We start from the raw sequence: 16841 nt of genomic DNA, 5'->3' as shown, positions 1-16841 counted from the left end.
ACCCCATCAACCGTCGCGGAAGATGAAGCTGTACGCGCTCAACGCCGGCACGCCGCCCAGGTGCGCATACAGCACGCGCGAGCCGGCCGGAAATTCGCCGTTACGGACCTTGTCGATCATGCCGTGCATCGACTTTCCCTCGTACACCGGATCGGTCAGCATGCCTTCGAGCCGCGCGCACAAACGGATCGCCTCGAGCGTGCCGTCGTTCGGCAGACCGTATTCCGGGCCGCCGTAGCGCTCGTCGAGCACGATGTCCTTGGCGGTGATGTCGCGGCCCAGCTCGACGCTCTCGGCGGTCCGCTTCGCGATGCGCGTGATCTGCTCGCGCGTCTGCGCCGGTTTCGCCGAGGCGTCGATGCCGATCACCCGATCGGCGCGGCCGTCGGCGGCGAAACCGACGACCATGCCCGCCTGGGTGCTGCCCGTCACCGAGCACACGACGATGTAGTCGAATTTGAAGCCCAGTTCGGCTTCCTGCTGGCGCACCTCTTCTGCGAAGCCGACGAAGCCGAGCCCGCCCAGCGGATGATCCGAGCAGCCGGCCGGAATCGCGTACGGCTTGCCGCCGGCCGCGCGCACGCTGTCGAGCGCGTCCTCCCAGCTCTTGCGAAAGCCGATGTCGAAGCCGTCCGGCACGAGCCGCACGTCGGCGCCCATCATGCGCGACATCTGGATGTTGCCGACGCGGTCGTACACCGCATCCGAGTAATTGACCCAGTTCTCCTGCACCAGCACGCATTTCAGGCCCAGATGCGCGGCAACCGCCGCGACCTGGCGCGTCTGGTTCGACTGGATGCCGCCGATCGACACGAGCGTGTCGCAGCCCTGCGCGAGCGCGTCGGGGATCAGATATTCGAGCTTGCGGGTCTTGTTGCCGCCGAACGCGAGGCCGCTGTTGCAGTCCTCGCGCTTGGCATAAAGCTTGACCTTGCCGCCGAGATGCTCGCTCAGACGGTTGAGCGGCTGGATCGGCGTCGGCCCGAAGGTGAGCGAGTAGCGGGGGAAACGTTGCAGGTTCATCGCGGCTCCGTGGTGGGTGATTTCCGTGGGTTCATGTTAGAAAAAACCATCAGAAATGAGCTTGCGAAAAAAATCGCGCAGACTTATTTTTAAAAATAAGCAAATGTTTTTTTCCTCATAAAACTTCGTATACATGGCCATTAGAGCAACAAAAGTTCGCACTGGATCGAAACCATCCGATCCCCACCACGCGCTCGATCGCATCGACCGCGCGATCCTGCGGCAGCTGCAAACCGACGCGTCCATTTCGAACGTGACGCTCGCCGCGAAAGTGAAGCTGAGCGCGCCGGCGTGTTTGCGGCGCGTCGAACGCTTGAAGGAATCGGGGCTGATTCGCGGCGTGGTCGCGCTGCTCGAGCCGAAGGCGGCGGGCGCGGGCATGCTGGTGATCATCGGCGTGGTGCTCGATCGCTCGACGCCCGAGTCGTTCGCCGAATTCGAAAAGGCCGCGCAGAAGGTGGCCGGCTGCATGGAGTGCCACGTGGTGACCGGCGAGTTCGACTATTTCATGGTGATCCGTACGCGCGACAGCGACAGCTTCAATCGCCTGCATGCCGAGCAGTTGCTGTATCTGCCGGGCGTGCGGCAGATCCGCTCGTTCATGGTGCTGAAGGAAATTCTGTCGACCACGAAATTTCCGCTGTAAGGCGCTCGGCCACCCGGCCGCGCAGCCGGCCGCAAAAACGCGCATGCTGTCATAAACGCCGCGCCCGCGCGACCAAGCTTCGGCGCACCCGCGTGCGGCCTGGCTGCACGGTGGCACAGCGGGGGCGCGCGTCGGCACTTTTTCGGAGCGACCATCATGACTGGCAACAGACCGCAATCCCTTACATCGCTCGGTGGCAACTCGAAACGCTCACGTGCGGCCGCACTGTCGTTGCTGCTAGGCGCCGCCGCCTTCGCGTCGCCGCTTGCGCAGCGCGTCGCGTTCCCGGCGGAGAACGCCGTCGTCATTGCACCGCCCGCGCTCGACGAACCGCTCCCGGCCAGCACCGCGCACGAGGAAACCGCGGTGCTCGCGGGTGGCTGCTTCTGGGGCGTCCAGGGCGTATTCCAGCATGTGCGCGGTGTCACGCGGGCGGTGTCCGGCTACTCGGGCGGCTCACGCGACACCGCGCAGTACGAGACCGTCAGCGGCGGCGACACGGGGCACGCCGAATCGGTGCAGGTCACCTTCGATCCCGGCAAGGTCACCTACGGCCAGTTGCTGCAGGTGTATTTCTCGGTGGTTCAGGACCCGACCGAGCTGAATCGTCAGGGGCCCGACAGCGGCACGCAGTACCGCTCGGCGATCTTTCCGCTGAACGACGCGCAACGGCGCGTCGCGCAAAGCTACATCGCGCAACTCGACAAGTCGCACGTGTTCCCCGCGCCGATCGTCACGAAGACGGAGCCGTACAGGGGCTTCTATCCGGCCGAGTCGTATCACCAGAACTATCTGACCTTGCATCCCGATTCGGCCTATATCGTGTTCAATGACATGCCGAAAATCGCCAACCTGAAGCGCCTGTTCCCCAGCCTGTATCGCGACAAGCCGGTGCTCGTCGAAGTAGGGCAATGACCCGGCCGAACGGTTGCGTCGCGCTCGTCATCAATCTTCCACAGACTTGGCGCATATCTTGCGAAGCCATGCTCCGTGGGCCGTTGTCCGCGCCACCGCGGCGCGCAAGCATCATGCGCAGTGGCCACATGACCGCGTGGGTCACGCGGGCTCGGCGCGCCTCGTGCGCATTGCGCCGCCCGCGACATCGATTGGAAAAATTACACGCCGCAAGTAGCAGTGCGGCGGTCGTCCGTGCTTTTTGGGTCCGCGCTGGACCCCGGGCGAAAACCTAACCTCATCGCGACGAGCGGATCGGAGGCTTCCGGTGGTGAACAGCCGTAGAAAGAAGCGGGGCGCCTCGCCCCGCCACAAACAAACCGGCATCGCGGCGAGCTCCTTCGTCGCCGCGACCTTGAGTGCGATGGCCAGCGTGCCGGGTGTGGTCTTCGCGCAGACGCCGTCGCCGCTCGGCGAATGGCAATACTCGGTAGGCATTCCGCTGCAGAAGATGTGGCAGCCGAACATTCCCGACTGGCAATTGCGCTTCGGCGTCGCCACGTCGTTCCAGCCGCGCTTCGAGGGATCGGACCGCTATCACCTGGTGGCCGGTCCGAGCATCGACGTGCGTTACAAGGATCTGTTCTTTCTGTCGAGCGGCGAAGGCTTCGGCGTGAACTTCGCGCAGGGCGAGAACTGGCGCATGAGTCTCGCCGCGGTCTACGATCTCGGCCGACGCGCCCAGGACGATCCGCAGGAACTCAACGGGCTCGGCAACATCAACCCGGCGGTCGGTCTGAAGCTCTCGGGCGAGTACGTCGTGTCGAAGGATTTTCCGCTCGTGCTGCGCGCCGATATCCGCCGCTATTTCGGCGGATCGAACGGCTGGATCGGCGACCTCGGCGCCTATATGCCGATGCCCGGCAGTACCAAACAGTTCTTCTGGTTCGCCGGGCCGAACGTGGTGCTCGCGGACTCCAAGTACATGAACAGCTGGTTCGGCGTCAATCAGGAGCAGGCCGCTCACTCGCAGTATCCGCAGTATCACGCGAGCGCGGGCTTCAAGTCGGTGGGTTTCGGTGTCAGCGCGATCTGGCTGTTCAGCAAGCACTGGTTCGCGACTGCCGACGGCGCGTTCGAGCAGCTCGTCGGCAGCGCGGGCAACAGTCCGATCACGCGCAGCCGCGCGACCGGTGTCGCCGACGTGTCGATCAACTACCGGTTCTGACGTAGCGCCGCCGCGCAGCCCTTGCGCCGCGACTTCGTAGGTATAGCCCTTGCTGACTCCGTAATCGCGCGCCGCGACGCCTTCGTCGCCGCGCGCCCGAACACAAGGAGTCGATTCCCATGGCAGGTAAAGCGAATACCCCGAAGCCCGCGGCCCACGCAAACGGGGCGGCGCAGTCGAACGACGCGAAATCGAACGATCTCGAACGCGATCGCGTGAAGCCGCAAGGCGAGGCGCTGAGAACCAACCAGGGCGTCAAGATCGCCGACAACCAGAACACGTTGCGCGCGGGGCCACGCGGCCCGTCGCTGCTCGAAGATTTCATCATGCGTGAGAAGATCACGCATTTCGATCACGAGCGCATTCCCGAACGGATCGTGCACGCGCGCGGCTCGGCCGCGCATGGCGTCTTCAAGGTCTACGAATCGATGCGCGAGTACACCAAGGCCGCGTTTCTGCAGGACCCGGCCACCGAGACGCCGGTCTATGTGCGTTTCTCGACGGTGCAAGGTCCGCGCGGCTCGGCCGACACGGTGCGCGACGTGCGCGGCTTCGCGACGAAGTTCTACACGCAGGAAGGCAATTTCGATCTGGTCGGCAACAACATGCCGGTGTTCTTCATCCAGGACGCGATCAAGTTTCCCGATTTCGTGCATGCGGTGAAACCGGAAGCTCCGAACGAAATGCCGACCGGCGGGTCCGCGCACGACACGTTCTGGGACTTCGTTTCGCTCGTGCCCGAATCGGCGCACATGGTGCTGTGGACGATGTCGGATCGCGCGATCCCGCGCAGCTTACGGACGATGGAAGGCTTTGGTGTCCACACGTTCCGCTTCGTCAATGCAGCGGGCAAGGCGCGCTTCGTCAAGTTCCACTGGCGTCCGGTGCTCGGCTCGTATTCGCTGCTGTGGGACGAAGCGCAGAAGCTCGCGGGCAAGGACCCGGACTTTCACCGGCGCGACTTATGGGAAGCGATCGAACGCGGCGACTATCCCGAGTACGAACTGGGCGTGCAGATCGTCGAGGAAGCGGACGAGCACAAGTTCGATTTCGATCTGCTCGATCCGACCAAGCTGATTCCTGAAGAGCTGGTTCCGGTGAAGATCATCGGCAAGATGACGCTCAATCGCAATCCGGACAACTTCTTCGCTGAGACCGAACAGGCCGCGTTCCATCCGGGGCATATCGTGCCGGGCATCGATTTCACCAACGACCCGCTGCTGCAAGGGCGCTTGTTCTCGTACACGGACACGCAGATCAGCCGTCTCGGCGGCCCGAACTTTCACGAGATTCCGATCAACCGGCCGGTCTGTCCGTCCGTCAACAATCAGCGCGATGCGATGCATCGACAGGCGATTCACGTCGGCCAGGCGTCGTACGAGCCGAACTCGCTGAACGACGGCTGGCCGAAGGAAACCGATCCGGCCGCCGAAGATGGCGGCTTCGACAGCTATCAGGAACGCGTCGAGAGCACGAAGATTCGCGTGCGCAGCGACTCGTTCGCCGATCATTTCTCGCAGGCCGCGCTGTTCTACAACAGCATGTCGCAGCCTGAAAAAGACCATATCGCGGCCGCCTATCAGTTCGAACTGGGTAAGGTGACGAAGCCCGAGATTCGCGCGCGCCAGGTCAACGAGATTCTCGCGAACTTCGACGCCGGTCTCGCCGCGAAAGTGGCCGAAGGACTCGGTCTGCCGGCGCCGAAGCAGGGCACGGCCAGGCTGGTTGGGCCGAAGGCATCGCCGGCGCTGAGTTTGCTCAATCGCGTAAAGCCCGGCATCAAGACCCGCAAGATCGCGCTGCTCGCCGCGCCCGGTTCCGATGCCGCGGCGATCAAACAGCTGCGGCAGGCGCTCAAGGGCGAAGGCGCGACGCCGATGCTGATCGCGCCGACGCTCGCCGGGATCGATGGCCTCGCACCCGACGCGACGATCGCCGGGCTGCCGTCAGTGATGTTCGACGCGGTGATCGTCGTCGGCGGCGAGAAGGGGGCGAAGGCGCTGTCGCAATCGGGCGATGCGAGGCACTTCGTGCTCGAAGCGTTCAAGCATCTGAAGGCGATCGCGGCGCTCGGCGCGGGGCGCGATCTGCTCACGGCCGCGCAGTTGCCGGCGCAGTCGGACGGCGTCGCGACTGGCGAGGACTCGCAGTCGGCCGATGTGTTGAAGGCGTTCCTCGATGCCGCGGGGCAGCATCGCGTGTGGTCGCGCGCGGCGCAGGCGGAATCGGTGCCGGCCTGAGCGGGCCGGGCAGGGTGCGCTGCCGCGTTAGCCGCTAAACGGCGCTGAGCGTAGCCGCAATGCGGCGTGTCGATGATGTGTGTTCGATGCAGGAACCTGGCCGGTGCGAGCCGGCCAGGTTCCTGTATTGCATCGCGCGCCGAACGCGGCCGATCGCGCGAGCGTGCCGCCCTGCCAGCAAGCTCAACCAGCCGCCTTCCGTTACAGGATGAGTGTCGTCCTTGTATGATGACGGCGGTCGCTTCGCGGTACTCAACACCGTGCGCAGACCCCGCAAAATATTCCGCGTCGACCCGATTCGCCATGCCACTTACAGAAAAAATGACCGCATCGCAGGCCGTCGATCCACGCCGTTTCCGCCGCATCCTTCGCCGCAATATCGCGCTGCCTTTGGGCGTCGGCCTCGTCACGATGGCGCTGTTCGTCGGCCTGATCGCTTATCTCGTGTCGACAATGAGTTGGGCCGAGCACTCCGAGCGCGTGATCGGCGACGCCAACGAAATGCTGCGGCTCGCGGTCGATCGCGAATCGTCGATGCGGGGCTTCCTGATCACCGGTGACGAGAGTTTCCTCACGCCGTATGAAAACGGCGGCCCGAAATTCAAGGCGCAGCTCGAAACCTTGCAGAAGCAGGTCGCCGACAACCCGCTGCAAATCGCGCGGCTCAAGCAGATCGAGGCGCTGCAGCAGCGTTGGACCCGCTTCGCCGAGGAGATCATCGACGCGCGCCGCCGCAACCTGGACTATGAGAGCGCGATCGCAGCGGGGCGCGGCAAGGTGGAATTCGACGAAATACGCCGCGAATTCGGCGATTTTCTCGATGTCCAATTGCGCCTGCGCCAGCAGCGCGCCGAAGCCACGCGCAATGTGACGGCGACGCTGGTCGGCCTGTTCCTGCTGTTCAGCCTCGGCGTCAGCGGCCTGCTCGCATGGCGGGGTCGTCGCGAACTGCTGGACCTGTCACAGACCTACGACGACGTGCTGCGTCAGCAGGCCGAGCAGACCACGCTGCTCGAGCAGCAGGTCTGGTTGCGCTCGGGCCAGCGCCTGTTAGCGGACAAGGTCGTCGGCCAGACGAGTGCGCCGCTCGTCGGCCGCGCGATGCTCGAGTTTCTCGCCCAATATCTCGATGCGGTCGTCGCCGCGCTGTACGTGCGCGACCGGCAAAGCGGCACGCTGCGCCGCATCGCCGCGTATGGATACAGCCGCGACAGCGAACAGACCGCCGCTCTGAGTTTCGAGGAGGGCGAAACGTTGGTCGGCCAGGCCGCGCGCTCGCACCGCACGCTGGTGCTGCGCGACGTGCCCGCCGATTATGTGCGGGTCACGTCGGCGACGGGCAGCGCCGCGCCGCGCAATCTGCTGATCCTGCCGATCGACAACGACGGCCAGGTCAACGGCGTCATCGAAATGGGCTTCCTGCGCGAGGTGAGGCCGCGCGACGAAGAGTTCATGGAGCTGGTCCGCCACAGCATGGGCGATTTTCTCGAAGCGGCGCTGTATCGCGAGCGCCTGCAGGATGCGCTCGCCGAGACGCAGCAGCTCAACGAGGAGTTGCAGGTCCAGCAGGAGGAGTTGCGGGTCTCCAACGAAGGTCTCGAGGAACGCGGCCGCGCGCTGATGGAATCGCAACGGCGCCTCGAAGCACAGCAGGCCGAGCTCGAACAGACCAACGTGCAGCTCGAGGAATACGCGCAGCGGCTGGAGCGGCAGAAATCTGATCTGCTGCGCGCGCAGAACGATCTGGCGGCCAACGCGGAGCGCCTCGAACAGTCGAGCCGCTACAAGTCCGAATTCCTCGCGAATATGTCGCACGAATTGCGCACGCCGCTGAACAGCTCGCTGATTCTCGCGAAGCTGCTGCAGCAGAATCGCAGCGGCAATCTGACCGACGAGCAGGTGCGCTACGCGGAGACGATCCACGCGTCGAACAGCGATCTGCTCGTGCTGATCAACGACATTCTCGACCTGTCGAAGGTCGAGGCGGGGCAGTTGACGGTCGAACCCGAAACGGTGTCGATCGAGGCGACGCTGCAATCGCTCGACGAAATGTTCCGGCCGATCGCGGCGACCAAGCACTTGCGGGTCGCTTTCGACAAGTTGCCGGGTACGCCGGATACGTTCGTCACCGACGGTCAGCGGCTCACGCAGATTCTGCGCAACCTGCTGTCGAACGCGGTGAAGTTCACCGAGCGCGGCGAGGTCACGCTCGAGGTCGCCAAGGTCGAGGACAACGTGCTGCGCTTCGACGTGCGCGATTCCGGCATTGGCATTCCGGCCGATAAGCTCGACATGATCTTCGAAGCATTCCAGCAGGCCGATGGTTCGACGAGCCGTCAATATGGCGGCAGCGGTCTCGGGTTGTCGATTTCGCGCGAGTTTTCGCGGCTGCTGGGCGGGCGCATTACGGTCGCGAGCGAAGTCGGCAAGGGCAGCGTATTTTCGCTGTGGCTGCCGCTCGATGCGGGCGAGGCTGCGGACAGCGCGATCAACGCGGGCACCGGCATGGACGCGCAGGCGATGGCGGAAGCGCCGTTGCTGCACACGCCGCACGACGCCGCGCCCGCCGCGGTGATCTCGCCGGCGAATGGTCTGGCAAACCGGGCGTCGCCCGTCGCTTCGCGCGACGCTTTGCAGCCCTGCACCGTCGAGCCCGCCGCCGCGCCGATTGCCGACGATCGCGACAACCGCACCCGCGCAGGCCGTCTGATCGTCGCGGTCGAAGACGATCCGCCGTTCGCCGCGATTCTGCGCGATCTCGTGCACGAACTCGACTTCGACTTCGTGCACGCGAGCGACGCCGCCAGCGGCCTCGCGCTGGTGCGAGACATGCGGCCGGCCGCGGTGCTGCTCGATGTCGGTTTGCCGGACCGCTCGGGCCTCACGGTGCTCGAATGGCTGAAGAACGATCCGCTGACGCGCCACATTCCGATTCATATCGTGTCGGCTACCGATCACGCCGACAAGGCGCTGCACCTTGGCGCGATCGGCTACACGCTGAAGCCGACCGCGCGCTCGACGATGGAGGCCGCGATCCGCCGCCTCGAAGCGCGGCTGCAACAGCGCCTGAAGCGCGTGCTGGTGATCGAGGACGACGCGCCGATGCGTGCAAGCATCCGCGCGCTGCTGCAAAGCGAGAACACCGAGATCGTCGCGGTCGCGACGCTCGCCGAGGCGTTCGAGCAACTGTCGACGGTGGCGTTCGACTGCGTCGTCACCGATCTCGCGCTGCCCGACGGCACCGGCTACGATCTGCTCGAACGTCTCGCCGCCAACACCGCGCATGCATCGCTGCCGGTGATCGTCTACACGGGCCGCATGCTGTCCGACGAAGAGGAGCACCGGCTGCGCCGCTATTCGAAGTCGATCATCATCAAGGGCGCGAAATCGCCGGAGCGTCTGCTCGACGAAGTCACGCTGTTCCTGCACAGCGTCGAGTCGTCGCTCGCGCCGGAGCAGCAGCGCATGCTGCGCACCGTGCGCCAACGCGACAATGCGTTCGAGGGCCGCACGATCCTGCTCGCCGAAGACGATGTGCGCAACATCTTCGCGCTGTCGCACGTGCTCGAACCGCTCGGCGCGAAGCTGTTGATCGCGCGCAACGGCCGCGAGGCGCTCGACGAACTGGAGAGCGGACCGGAAGTGCATCTGGTGCTGATGGACGTGATGATGCCCGAGATGGACGGCCTGACCGCGATGGGCGAGATTCGCCGCAATCCGCGCTTCGCGCATCTGCCGATCATCGCGCTGACCGCGAAGGCGATGGCGAACGATCGCACGCGCTGCCTCGAAGCGGGCGCCGACGACTACGTGTCGAAACCGATCGACGTCGACAAGCTCGTCGCGCTGTGCCGCGTGTGGCTGCGGCAGCGCTGAGAGCGCGAGCGCAAGCACGCAAGCGAGAAACGCGATGAAACCGTCCGCATCCGACGTACCGCAGCGTCTCAGCGATTTCGACATCGAGCTGCGGCTGCTGCTCGAGGCGATCTATCTGAAGTATCAGCACGACTTTCGCCACTACGCGATGTCGTCGCTGCGCCGCCGCCTCACGCAGGCGCTCGATGAATTCAACGTGGAGACGCTGTCGCAATTGCAGGACCGCATCATGCGCGACGGCAACGAGTTTTCGCGGCTGTTCCGCTACCTGACCGTGCAGGTCAGCGACATGTTTCGCGATCCGTCGTATTTCCTCGCGCTGCGCGAACACGTGCTGCCGCGCCTGCGGACCTATCCGTCGATCAAGGTGTGGGTCGCGGGATGCAGCACCGGCGAGGAGCTGTGGTCGCTGAAGATCCTGTTCGACGAGGAGGGCCTCACCGAGCGCACGCTGTTCTATGCGACCGACATCAACCCCGACGCGCTCGCGCGCGCGGCGGCTGGCATCTATGCGCTCGAACGCATCCAGGGCTTCACGCAGAACTATCTGGCGGCGGGCGGCACGCGTTCGCTGTCGGACTACTATCATGCAGCGTATGGCGGCGCGCGCTTTGCCGGCTCGCTGAAAGAGCGCGTGGTGTTCGCCGATCACAGCCTGTCCACCGACGAAGTGTTCCTCGAAGCGCATCTGGTGTCGTGCCGCAACGTGCTGATCTATTTCGACCGCGGCTTGCAGGATCGCGCGTTGGGGCTGTTCGAGAACGCGCTGGTGCGGCGCGGCTTTCTCGGCCTGGGCAGCAAGGAAAGCCTGCGGTTTTCGCGTCACTACCCGGCGTTCGACGAGTTCCGCGCGGCCGAGCGCATTTATCAGAAGCGTTAGCGAGGTCGCGATGCCATCCTTGAACGTCGAACCTGCGATGACCCAGACCGCCGATGCCGGCGGCGCCGCGCGCACGCACGCGCCGCGCGGTTACGAGCTGGTCGTGATCGGCGGGTCGGCGGGCGGAATCGAGGTGCTCAACGTGCTGCTCGCCGCGTTGCCCATGCGCTTCGCGGCGGCCATGATGGTCGTCATGCATCTGCCGCCCGATTCGCCGAGCTATCTGGTGCCGGCGCTCGCGCATCGCTGCGCGCTGCCGGTGCTCGAACCCGATGCGGGCGAGCTGATCCTGCCGGGCCGCGTGCACGTCGCGCCGCCCGGTTACCACATGCTCGTCGAAGTGGACCGCACGGTCGCGCTATCGACCGATGCGGCGGTGCGCTTCTCGCGGCCATCGATCGACGTGCTGTTCGAATCGGCCGCCGCGGTGTACGGCGAGCGGCTGCTCGCGATCCTGCTGTCCGGCGCCAACGACGATGGCGCGCTCGGCCTAGAACGCGTGCGCACGCTCGGCGGCACCGCATGGGTGCAGGACCCCGCCAGCGCCGGTTCGGCGGAAATGCCGCGCGCGGCCATCGCGCGTGGCGCGGCCGACGCGATCTACACTCCCGAAACCCTGGCCAGGCGCCTTGCCGCGCTGCCGACTTCCCTCTGATCCGGTGCCATGACGAACTCACCTGTGAACATCCTGATCGTCGACGACATCGCCCACAACATCACCGCGCTCGAAGCATTGCTCGCGCGGCCCGACCTCGCTGTGCTGGTCGCCGACTCCGGTACCGCCGCGCTCGATCTGCTGCTCAAGCACGAAGTCGCGCTGGCGATTCTCGACGTCAATATGCCCGGCATGAACGGCTTCGAGCTGGCTGCGCTGATGCGCGGCAGCCCGCGCACCTCGCACGTTCCGATCATCTTCCTGACCGCGACCGCGCAGGACGCGTCGCGCACGTTCCGCGGCTACGAGGCGGGCGCGGTCGATTTCCTGTACAAGCCGTTCGATCCGCGCATCCTGCAGTCGAAGGTCGACGTGTTCGTGCAGCTGGAGCAGCAGAAGCGCCAGCTCGCCGCGCAACTGGTGACGACGCGCCAGATGCTCGAAGCGAACGAAATGCTGATGGCGGTGCTCAGTCACGATCTGCGCACGCCGCTCAGCGCGGTGCTCGCGTCGGCCGAATACCTGATGCGCGCGGCCGCCGACGAGCAGGCCGCGACCGTTGCCGCGCGCGTGAAGAACAGTTCGCTGAGGATGGCGCGGATGGTCGATCAGCTGCTGAACCTCGCACGCCTGCAAGGCGGACGTCTGCCGTTGCAGCCACGCTCGATCGACCTCGCCACACTGTGCCGCTCGGTCATTGATGAATTCGCGTCGCAGAAGAGCGGCAAGCAGATCGTGTTCACCTGCACCGGCAATACGGCCGGCGCGTGGGATACCGATCTCGTGTGGCAGGCGGTGTCGAATCTCGTCAGCAATGCGCTGCATCATGGCGCGCCGGAGGGTGATATCGGCGTGGAGGTCGATGGCGACGCCGAGGATTGCGTGCGGCTGAAGGTGTCCAATCGCGGCACGATTCCGGCCGAGGTGTATCCGTATCTGTTCAAGGCGTTCGGGTCGAACGGCAACGGCGCGCGCTCGCGCGAAGGGCTCGGGCTTGGTCTGCATATCGTCCAGGAGATCGCGCGGATGCATGGCGGCGACGTCAGCGTCGTATCCAGCGACGAGGCCGGCACGACGTTTACGATCGAATTGCCGAGGGTGGTGGCGTTGCAGCGGGGGTCGTTTACCCGGCGATAACGCGTCGCTGACGAGTCGCTCACCGCGGCGGACCTGCGCCGCGCGCCCGCTGTGCTACGCTTGCCGCAACCCAATCCACGCGGCGCAAGCACGAATCCCATCATGCGTTCCTGGCGCCTCGCATCACCGCAGCGCAGCGGTCAGATCAGCACCGCGCTCGCCACCGACCTCGTCATGGCGATTTCGCACCCGGATGCCGACGCGCTCGCCGCGAGCATTCTGCAGACGGTGGGCGAATCATTGTCGCTGCCCGTTTCGCAGTGCACGATCTTCGCGTACGAGTTCGATGCGCGGCCGCGTACGGTGTCGGCAGCAGATCATCGCGGCGGGCATTTTCTGCGCGACGTCGCCGAACGCTACGCCGCGCATTTTTATGCGCTGGACGGCAATCGCGCGATCATCGGCCAGACCGACGACAAGCGGCGCAGCGCTTCACGCGATGCGCTGGTGCTGCATCAGCAGCGCGGCGACGAAATCGAGAATGAAGCGTATCGCGCGGTCTGCTACGCGCAGCCGAACGTATCGGACCGGCTGTCGTTGCTGGTGCAGCCCGCGGATAGCGTGTGGCTGTCGATCAACCTGTATCGCGACCGCGCGTACGGCGTGTTCTCGCCGGGCGATCTGGAGCGGATCGAAAGCGTCGCGCCGCTGTTCGCGCATGCGGCAAAGGGTCACTACGCGCTGAACGGGCAGCATCAGCAGGGCACCGGCGCGGCGATGCTCGCGCGCGTGCGGCGCGCATGTCCGGCGCTGACGCCGCGCGAACTCGACGCGTTGCGTGGCACGCTCGAAGGCGCAAGCGCCGCCGAGATCGCCGGGCAGATGGGTGTGAAGCCGGCGAGCGTCGTCACGTATCAGAAGCGCGCGTATGCGCGGCTCGGGATTTCGAATCAGCGGCAGTTGTTCGCGCTGTGTATGCAGCCCTAGATGCACGATGCGCCGAAGCGCGAGTCGCCTGGCGCTTCAGACCCGCTTCAAGCCCGCTTCAACTCCGCTTACCCCGAGCGTTGGCCTGCGTCTCCCGATCCCAGCGTTTCAACCACGGCACCACGAAATCCGCGAAACCATCGGCCGATGGCGACAGCGCCCGTTCGGTCGAGCGATACACGCACACCTCGCGAATCGTTTCCGGATCGACGATGCGCTTCATCACGAGCCCGAACGTGCGCGCGAGCGGCGCCACATAGGCCGGCGCGAGCGTGACCGCCAGCCCTTGCGCGGCGAGGCCGAACGCGGTGGTCACGTTATCGACGACATCGACTGGAATGATGCGTGCCTCGACCGGCAGATTGGCGCGCATCTGATCGACCGCGCGCTCGTGGTCGCGGCCGGTCGCGACGATCGGCACGTCGCGCAGATGCTGCCACTGCACGCGGCGGCGAGCGGCGAGCGGATGCGCGGCCGCGCACCACATGACCCACGGACTCGCGAACGCGGCCTCGGAGCGCACGCGCGGCCCGCTTTGCCGGTCCGGACCGATCGCGAGATCGATATCGCCGCTCTCCACGCGCTCCACCAGTTGCTCGACCACGGTATCGCAGACCCGCACGACCACCTTCGGCTTGCCGCGCGCGTACGCGGCGATCGCCGCGGGCAGCGCCGTCGATGCGATCACGAGCGGCGCGCCGACCCGCACGATGCCGGCCGCGCGGTTGCGGATGTCGTCGGCGGATTGGGCGGCCGCGCGCACGTGGCGCAGCACCGATTCGGCCGACGCCAGAAAGTCCTGCCCCGCGCTGGACAGCGCGACACGCCGCGTGGTGCGATCGAACAGCCGGAAGCCGAGCTCCGTTTCGAGCTCGGCAAGCAGTTGGCTGACCGCCGACGAAGTCAGCCCGAGCCGCTCTGCCGCCGCGCCGATGCTGTGCAGATCGACGATGGCGAGGAACGCTTCGAATTGGCGGATCGTGACGCGGGTAAGAGGCATACGATCGATTCTAAAGAAAAACTTACGAATCGTGAAAAATCGATTGATTGTGCGCGGCCCGGCGGCGACCGACACTCGTGCGGGTCGACTTAGCCCGGCGAACCCGCTTAGACTTAAGGTTTGCCCCGTCGTCACGCGGCGCGCGGACGACCGCTACAACAGGCCTGCACAGGCCGTATTCAAGGACCCGTCATGTTCGACCATATTCCCGCCTATCCGGGCGACCCGATTCTGAGCCTGAACGAAGACTTTCAGCTGGACCCCCGGCCGAACAAGGTCAACCTCAGCATCGGCATCTACTTCGACGACGCCGGCAAGCTGCCGGTGATCGACGCGGTGCGTCGCGCCGAAACCGCGCTGCTGGACGCGATCGGCCCACGCTCGTATCTGCCGATGGCGGGTCTGCCGCTCTATCGCGACACCGCGCAGGCGCTGGTGTTCGGCGCCAATAGCGCGGCGCGCGCCGAAGGCCGGATCGCGACGCTGCAAACGCTCGGCGGCTCGGGCGCGCTGAAGGTCGGCGCCGATTTCCTGAAGCGCTATTTCCCCGGCTCGCAGGTGTGGATCAGCGACCCGAGCTGGGAAAACCATCGCGTGATATTCGAAGGGGCGGGCCTGACGGTCAACACCTATCCGTACTACGACCCGCAAACGGGCGGCCTGCGTTTCGCCGAGATGCTCGCCGCGATCGACACATTGCCGGAAAAGAGCGTGGTGCTGCTGCACGCGTGCTGCCATAACCCGACCGGCGTCGATCTGAGCCCCGCGCAATGGGCGGAACTGGCGCCGGTTTTGCAGCGCCGCAAGCTGATCGCGTTCGTCGACATGGCCTACCAGGGTTTCGGCGCGGGCCTCGAAGAAGACGCCGCACCGGTGCGCCTGCTCGCCGACGCGAACGTGCCGCTGATCGTCGCGAACTCGTTCTCGAAAAATTTCTCGCTGTATGGCGAGCGTGTCGGCGCGCTGAGCGTGGTCTGCAAGAGCGCCGACGAAGCGGCACGCGTCGCGGGTCAGTTGATGTCGGCGGTGCGGGCGAACTACAGCAATCCGCCGACGCACGGCGCGCGTCTCGTCGCCAACGTGCTCGCCGATGCGACGCTGCGTGCGTCGTGGGAAGCCGAGCTCGGCGCGATGCGCGAGCGCATCCTCGCGATGCGCAACGTGATCCACGCGGGGCTCGACGGACGCGTCGATGAAGTGATGCGCGCGCGCTATGTCGCTCAGCGCGGCATGTTCACATACACCGGCCTGTCCGAAAGCCAGGTCGAGCGTCTGCGCAACGAATACGCGGTGTACGTGCTGCGCTCGGGCCGCATGTGCGTCGCCGGGCTGAACGCGCGCAACGCGGACTATGTCGCGTCGTCGATCGCGGCGGTGGTGTCGGGCGACTGAAGCCGTCCGGCGGTCCAGCCGCTGTTGCGGCACGCGTGAATAGGGTGGCGGTGCGCATGGCCGCGCCGTCACAACCACAATCATGGAGACACTGACGATGGCCACGACCCTCGAAGCGCAGCCGACAAGCCCGGCCAGATCGGCCGCGATGCATCCGGACGAATGGCAGGCGCGCGTGCAGCTTGCCGCGTGCTACCGGATTTTCGATCTGCTCGGCTGGACCGAGATGATCTACAACCACATCACGCTGCGCGTGCCCGAAACCGTCAGCGGCGCCGAGCGCCACTTCCTGATCAACCCGTTCGGGCTGCACTACAGCGAAGTCACCGCGAGCAATCTGGTGAAGATCGATGCGCAGGGGCGGGTCCTCGACGGCTCGCCGTATCCGGTGAATCCGGCCGGCTTCGTCGTGCATGCGGCGATTCACGAAGGCTTGCCCGACGCGCACTGCGTGATGCACACGCATACGACGGCGGGCGTCGCGGTGGCCTGTCTCGAAGACGGCCTGCAGCAGACCGACTTCTATAGCGCGCAGTTGCACGACCGGATCGCGTATCACGACTTCGAAGGCATTACGATTCATGCGGAGGAGGGCCCGCGGCTGCTCGCGCATATCGGCGACAAACAGGCGGTGATCCTGCGCAACCACGGTCTGCTATCGTGGGGACGGACGTTGCCGCAGACCTTCGCGATTCTGTGGACGCTGAATCGTGCGTGCGAAATCCAGATGGCGACGTTTTCGATGGGCCGCGCGCGGCCGGTGCCCGAGGAGGTCGCGATTCGCTGCTCGCGCGACGCGTTGCAGTTCGACCCGCGCCACGGCGCCGGGCAGGACGTGTTCGATGCGCTGGTGCGGCGGGTCGACCGGATCGATGCGAGCTACCGGCAATGATTGAAGCCACGCATAAAAGAGCGCGACAATCAACGCTGCGATAAACACAGC

Annotated in this window: 12 protein-coding genes and 1 pseudogene; 11 read left to right on the top strand and 2 right to left on the bottom strand. The window is 65.5% G+C overall.

Annotation, left to right across the window (positions count from 1 at the left end; translation table 11 throughout):
* Positions 1-6: 6 nt before the first annotated feature.
* Positions 7-1023 (bottom strand): 1-aminocyclopropane-1-carboxylate deaminase, encoded by a 1017-nt coding sequence (locus tag AB3X96_RS12460; protein ID WP_152852719.1) that lies wholly within the window; start codon positions 1021-1023, stop codon positions 7-9.
* Positions 1024-1156: 133 nt separating this feature from the next.
* Here AB3X96_RS12460 and AB3X96_RS12455 point away from each other — a divergent pair, with 133 nt between their 5' ends.
* The 9 genes and pseudogenes from AB3X96_RS12455 to AB3X96_RS12415 all read left to right on the top strand — a co-directional run bounded on the left by AB3X96_RS12455 (position 1157) and on the right by AB3X96_RS12415 (position 13506).
* Complete coding sequence (locus tag AB3X96_RS12455) at positions 1157-1669, top strand: Lrp/AsnC family transcriptional regulator (protein ID WP_368589966.1); 513 nt, start codon at positions 1157-1159, stop codon at positions 1667-1669.
* A gap of 156 nt (positions 1670-1825) precedes the next feature.
* Complete coding sequence (gene msrA, locus AB3X96_RS12450; RefSeq protein ID WP_368589965.1) at positions 1826-2584, top strand: peptide-methionine (S)-S-oxide reductase MsrA; 759 nt, start codon at positions 1826-1828, stop codon at positions 2582-2584.
* A gap of 307 nt (positions 2585-2891) precedes the next feature.
* Positions 2892-3791 (top strand): MipA/OmpV family protein, encoded by a 900-nt coding sequence (locus AB3X96_RS12445; protein ID WP_368589964.1) that lies wholly within the window; start codon positions 2892-2894, stop codon positions 3789-3791.
* A gap of 107 nt (positions 3792-3898) precedes the next feature.
* A pseudogene (gene katE, locus AB3X96_RS12440) lies at positions 3899-6031 on the top strand (catalase HPII); the annotation flags it as partial.
* 321 nt (positions 6032-6352) lie between these two features.
* On the top strand, positions 6353-9907 hold the full coding sequence (locus AB3X96_RS12435; RefSeq protein WP_368590151.1) for a response regulator: 3555 nt from the start codon (positions 6353-6355) through the stop codon (positions 9905-9907).
* Between the two features lie 34 nt (positions 9908-9941).
* Entirely contained in the window at positions 9942-10787 is an 846-nt protein-coding gene (locus tag AB3X96_RS12430) for a protein-glutamate O-methyltransferase CheR (protein ID WP_368589963.1), read from the top strand.
* Positions 10788-10824: 37 nt separating this feature from the next.
* Positions 10825-11442, top strand: a complete 618-nt coding sequence (locus AB3X96_RS12425) for a chemotaxis protein CheB (protein WP_368590150.1) — start codon at positions 10825-10827, stop codon at positions 11440-11442.
* Positions 11443-11451: 9 nt separating this feature from the next.
* A complete protein-coding gene (locus AB3X96_RS12420) occupies positions 11452-12579 on the top strand; it encodes a response regulator (RefSeq protein WP_368589962.1) in 1128 nt (375 codons plus the stop codon).
* Between the two features lie 102 nt (positions 12580-12681).
* Complete coding sequence (locus tag AB3X96_RS12415) at positions 12682-13506, top strand: helix-turn-helix transcriptional regulator (RefSeq protein ID WP_368589961.1); 825 nt, start codon at positions 12682-12684, stop codon at positions 13504-13506.
* A gap of 58 nt (positions 13507-13564) precedes the next feature.
* On the opposite strand, the gene AB3X96_RS12410 is transcribed toward AB3X96_RS12415, so the two are convergent.
* Positions 13565-14506, bottom strand: coding sequence for a LysR family transcriptional regulator (locus AB3X96_RS12410; RefSeq protein ID WP_368589960.1), 942 nt, complete (start codon positions 14504-14506; stop codon positions 13565-13567).
* A 192-nt stretch (positions 14507-14698) separates the two neighbouring features.
* Here AB3X96_RS12410 and AB3X96_RS12405 point away from each other — a divergent pair, with 192 nt between their 5' ends.
* A complete protein-coding gene (locus AB3X96_RS12405; RefSeq protein WP_368589959.1) occupies positions 14699-15898 on the top strand; it encodes an amino acid aminotransferase in 1200 nt (399 codons plus the stop codon).
* A gap of 97 nt (positions 15899-15995) precedes the next feature.
* Positions 15996-16790, top strand: a complete 795-nt coding sequence (locus tag AB3X96_RS12400; RefSeq protein WP_368589958.1) for a class II aldolase/adducin family protein — start codon at positions 15996-15998, stop codon at positions 16788-16790.
* Positions 16791-16841: the final 51 nt, after the last annotated feature.

It is taken from the genome of Paraburkholderia sp. BR13439 (genome assembly GCF_040948805.1).
Taxonomy (GTDB): Bacteria; Pseudomonadota; Gammaproteobacteria; order Burkholderiales; family Burkholderiaceae; genus Paraburkholderia; species Paraburkholderia youngii.
The sequence above is the reverse complement of the archived record's forward strand: the minus strand, read 5'-3'. Positions and strand labels throughout refer to the sequence as shown.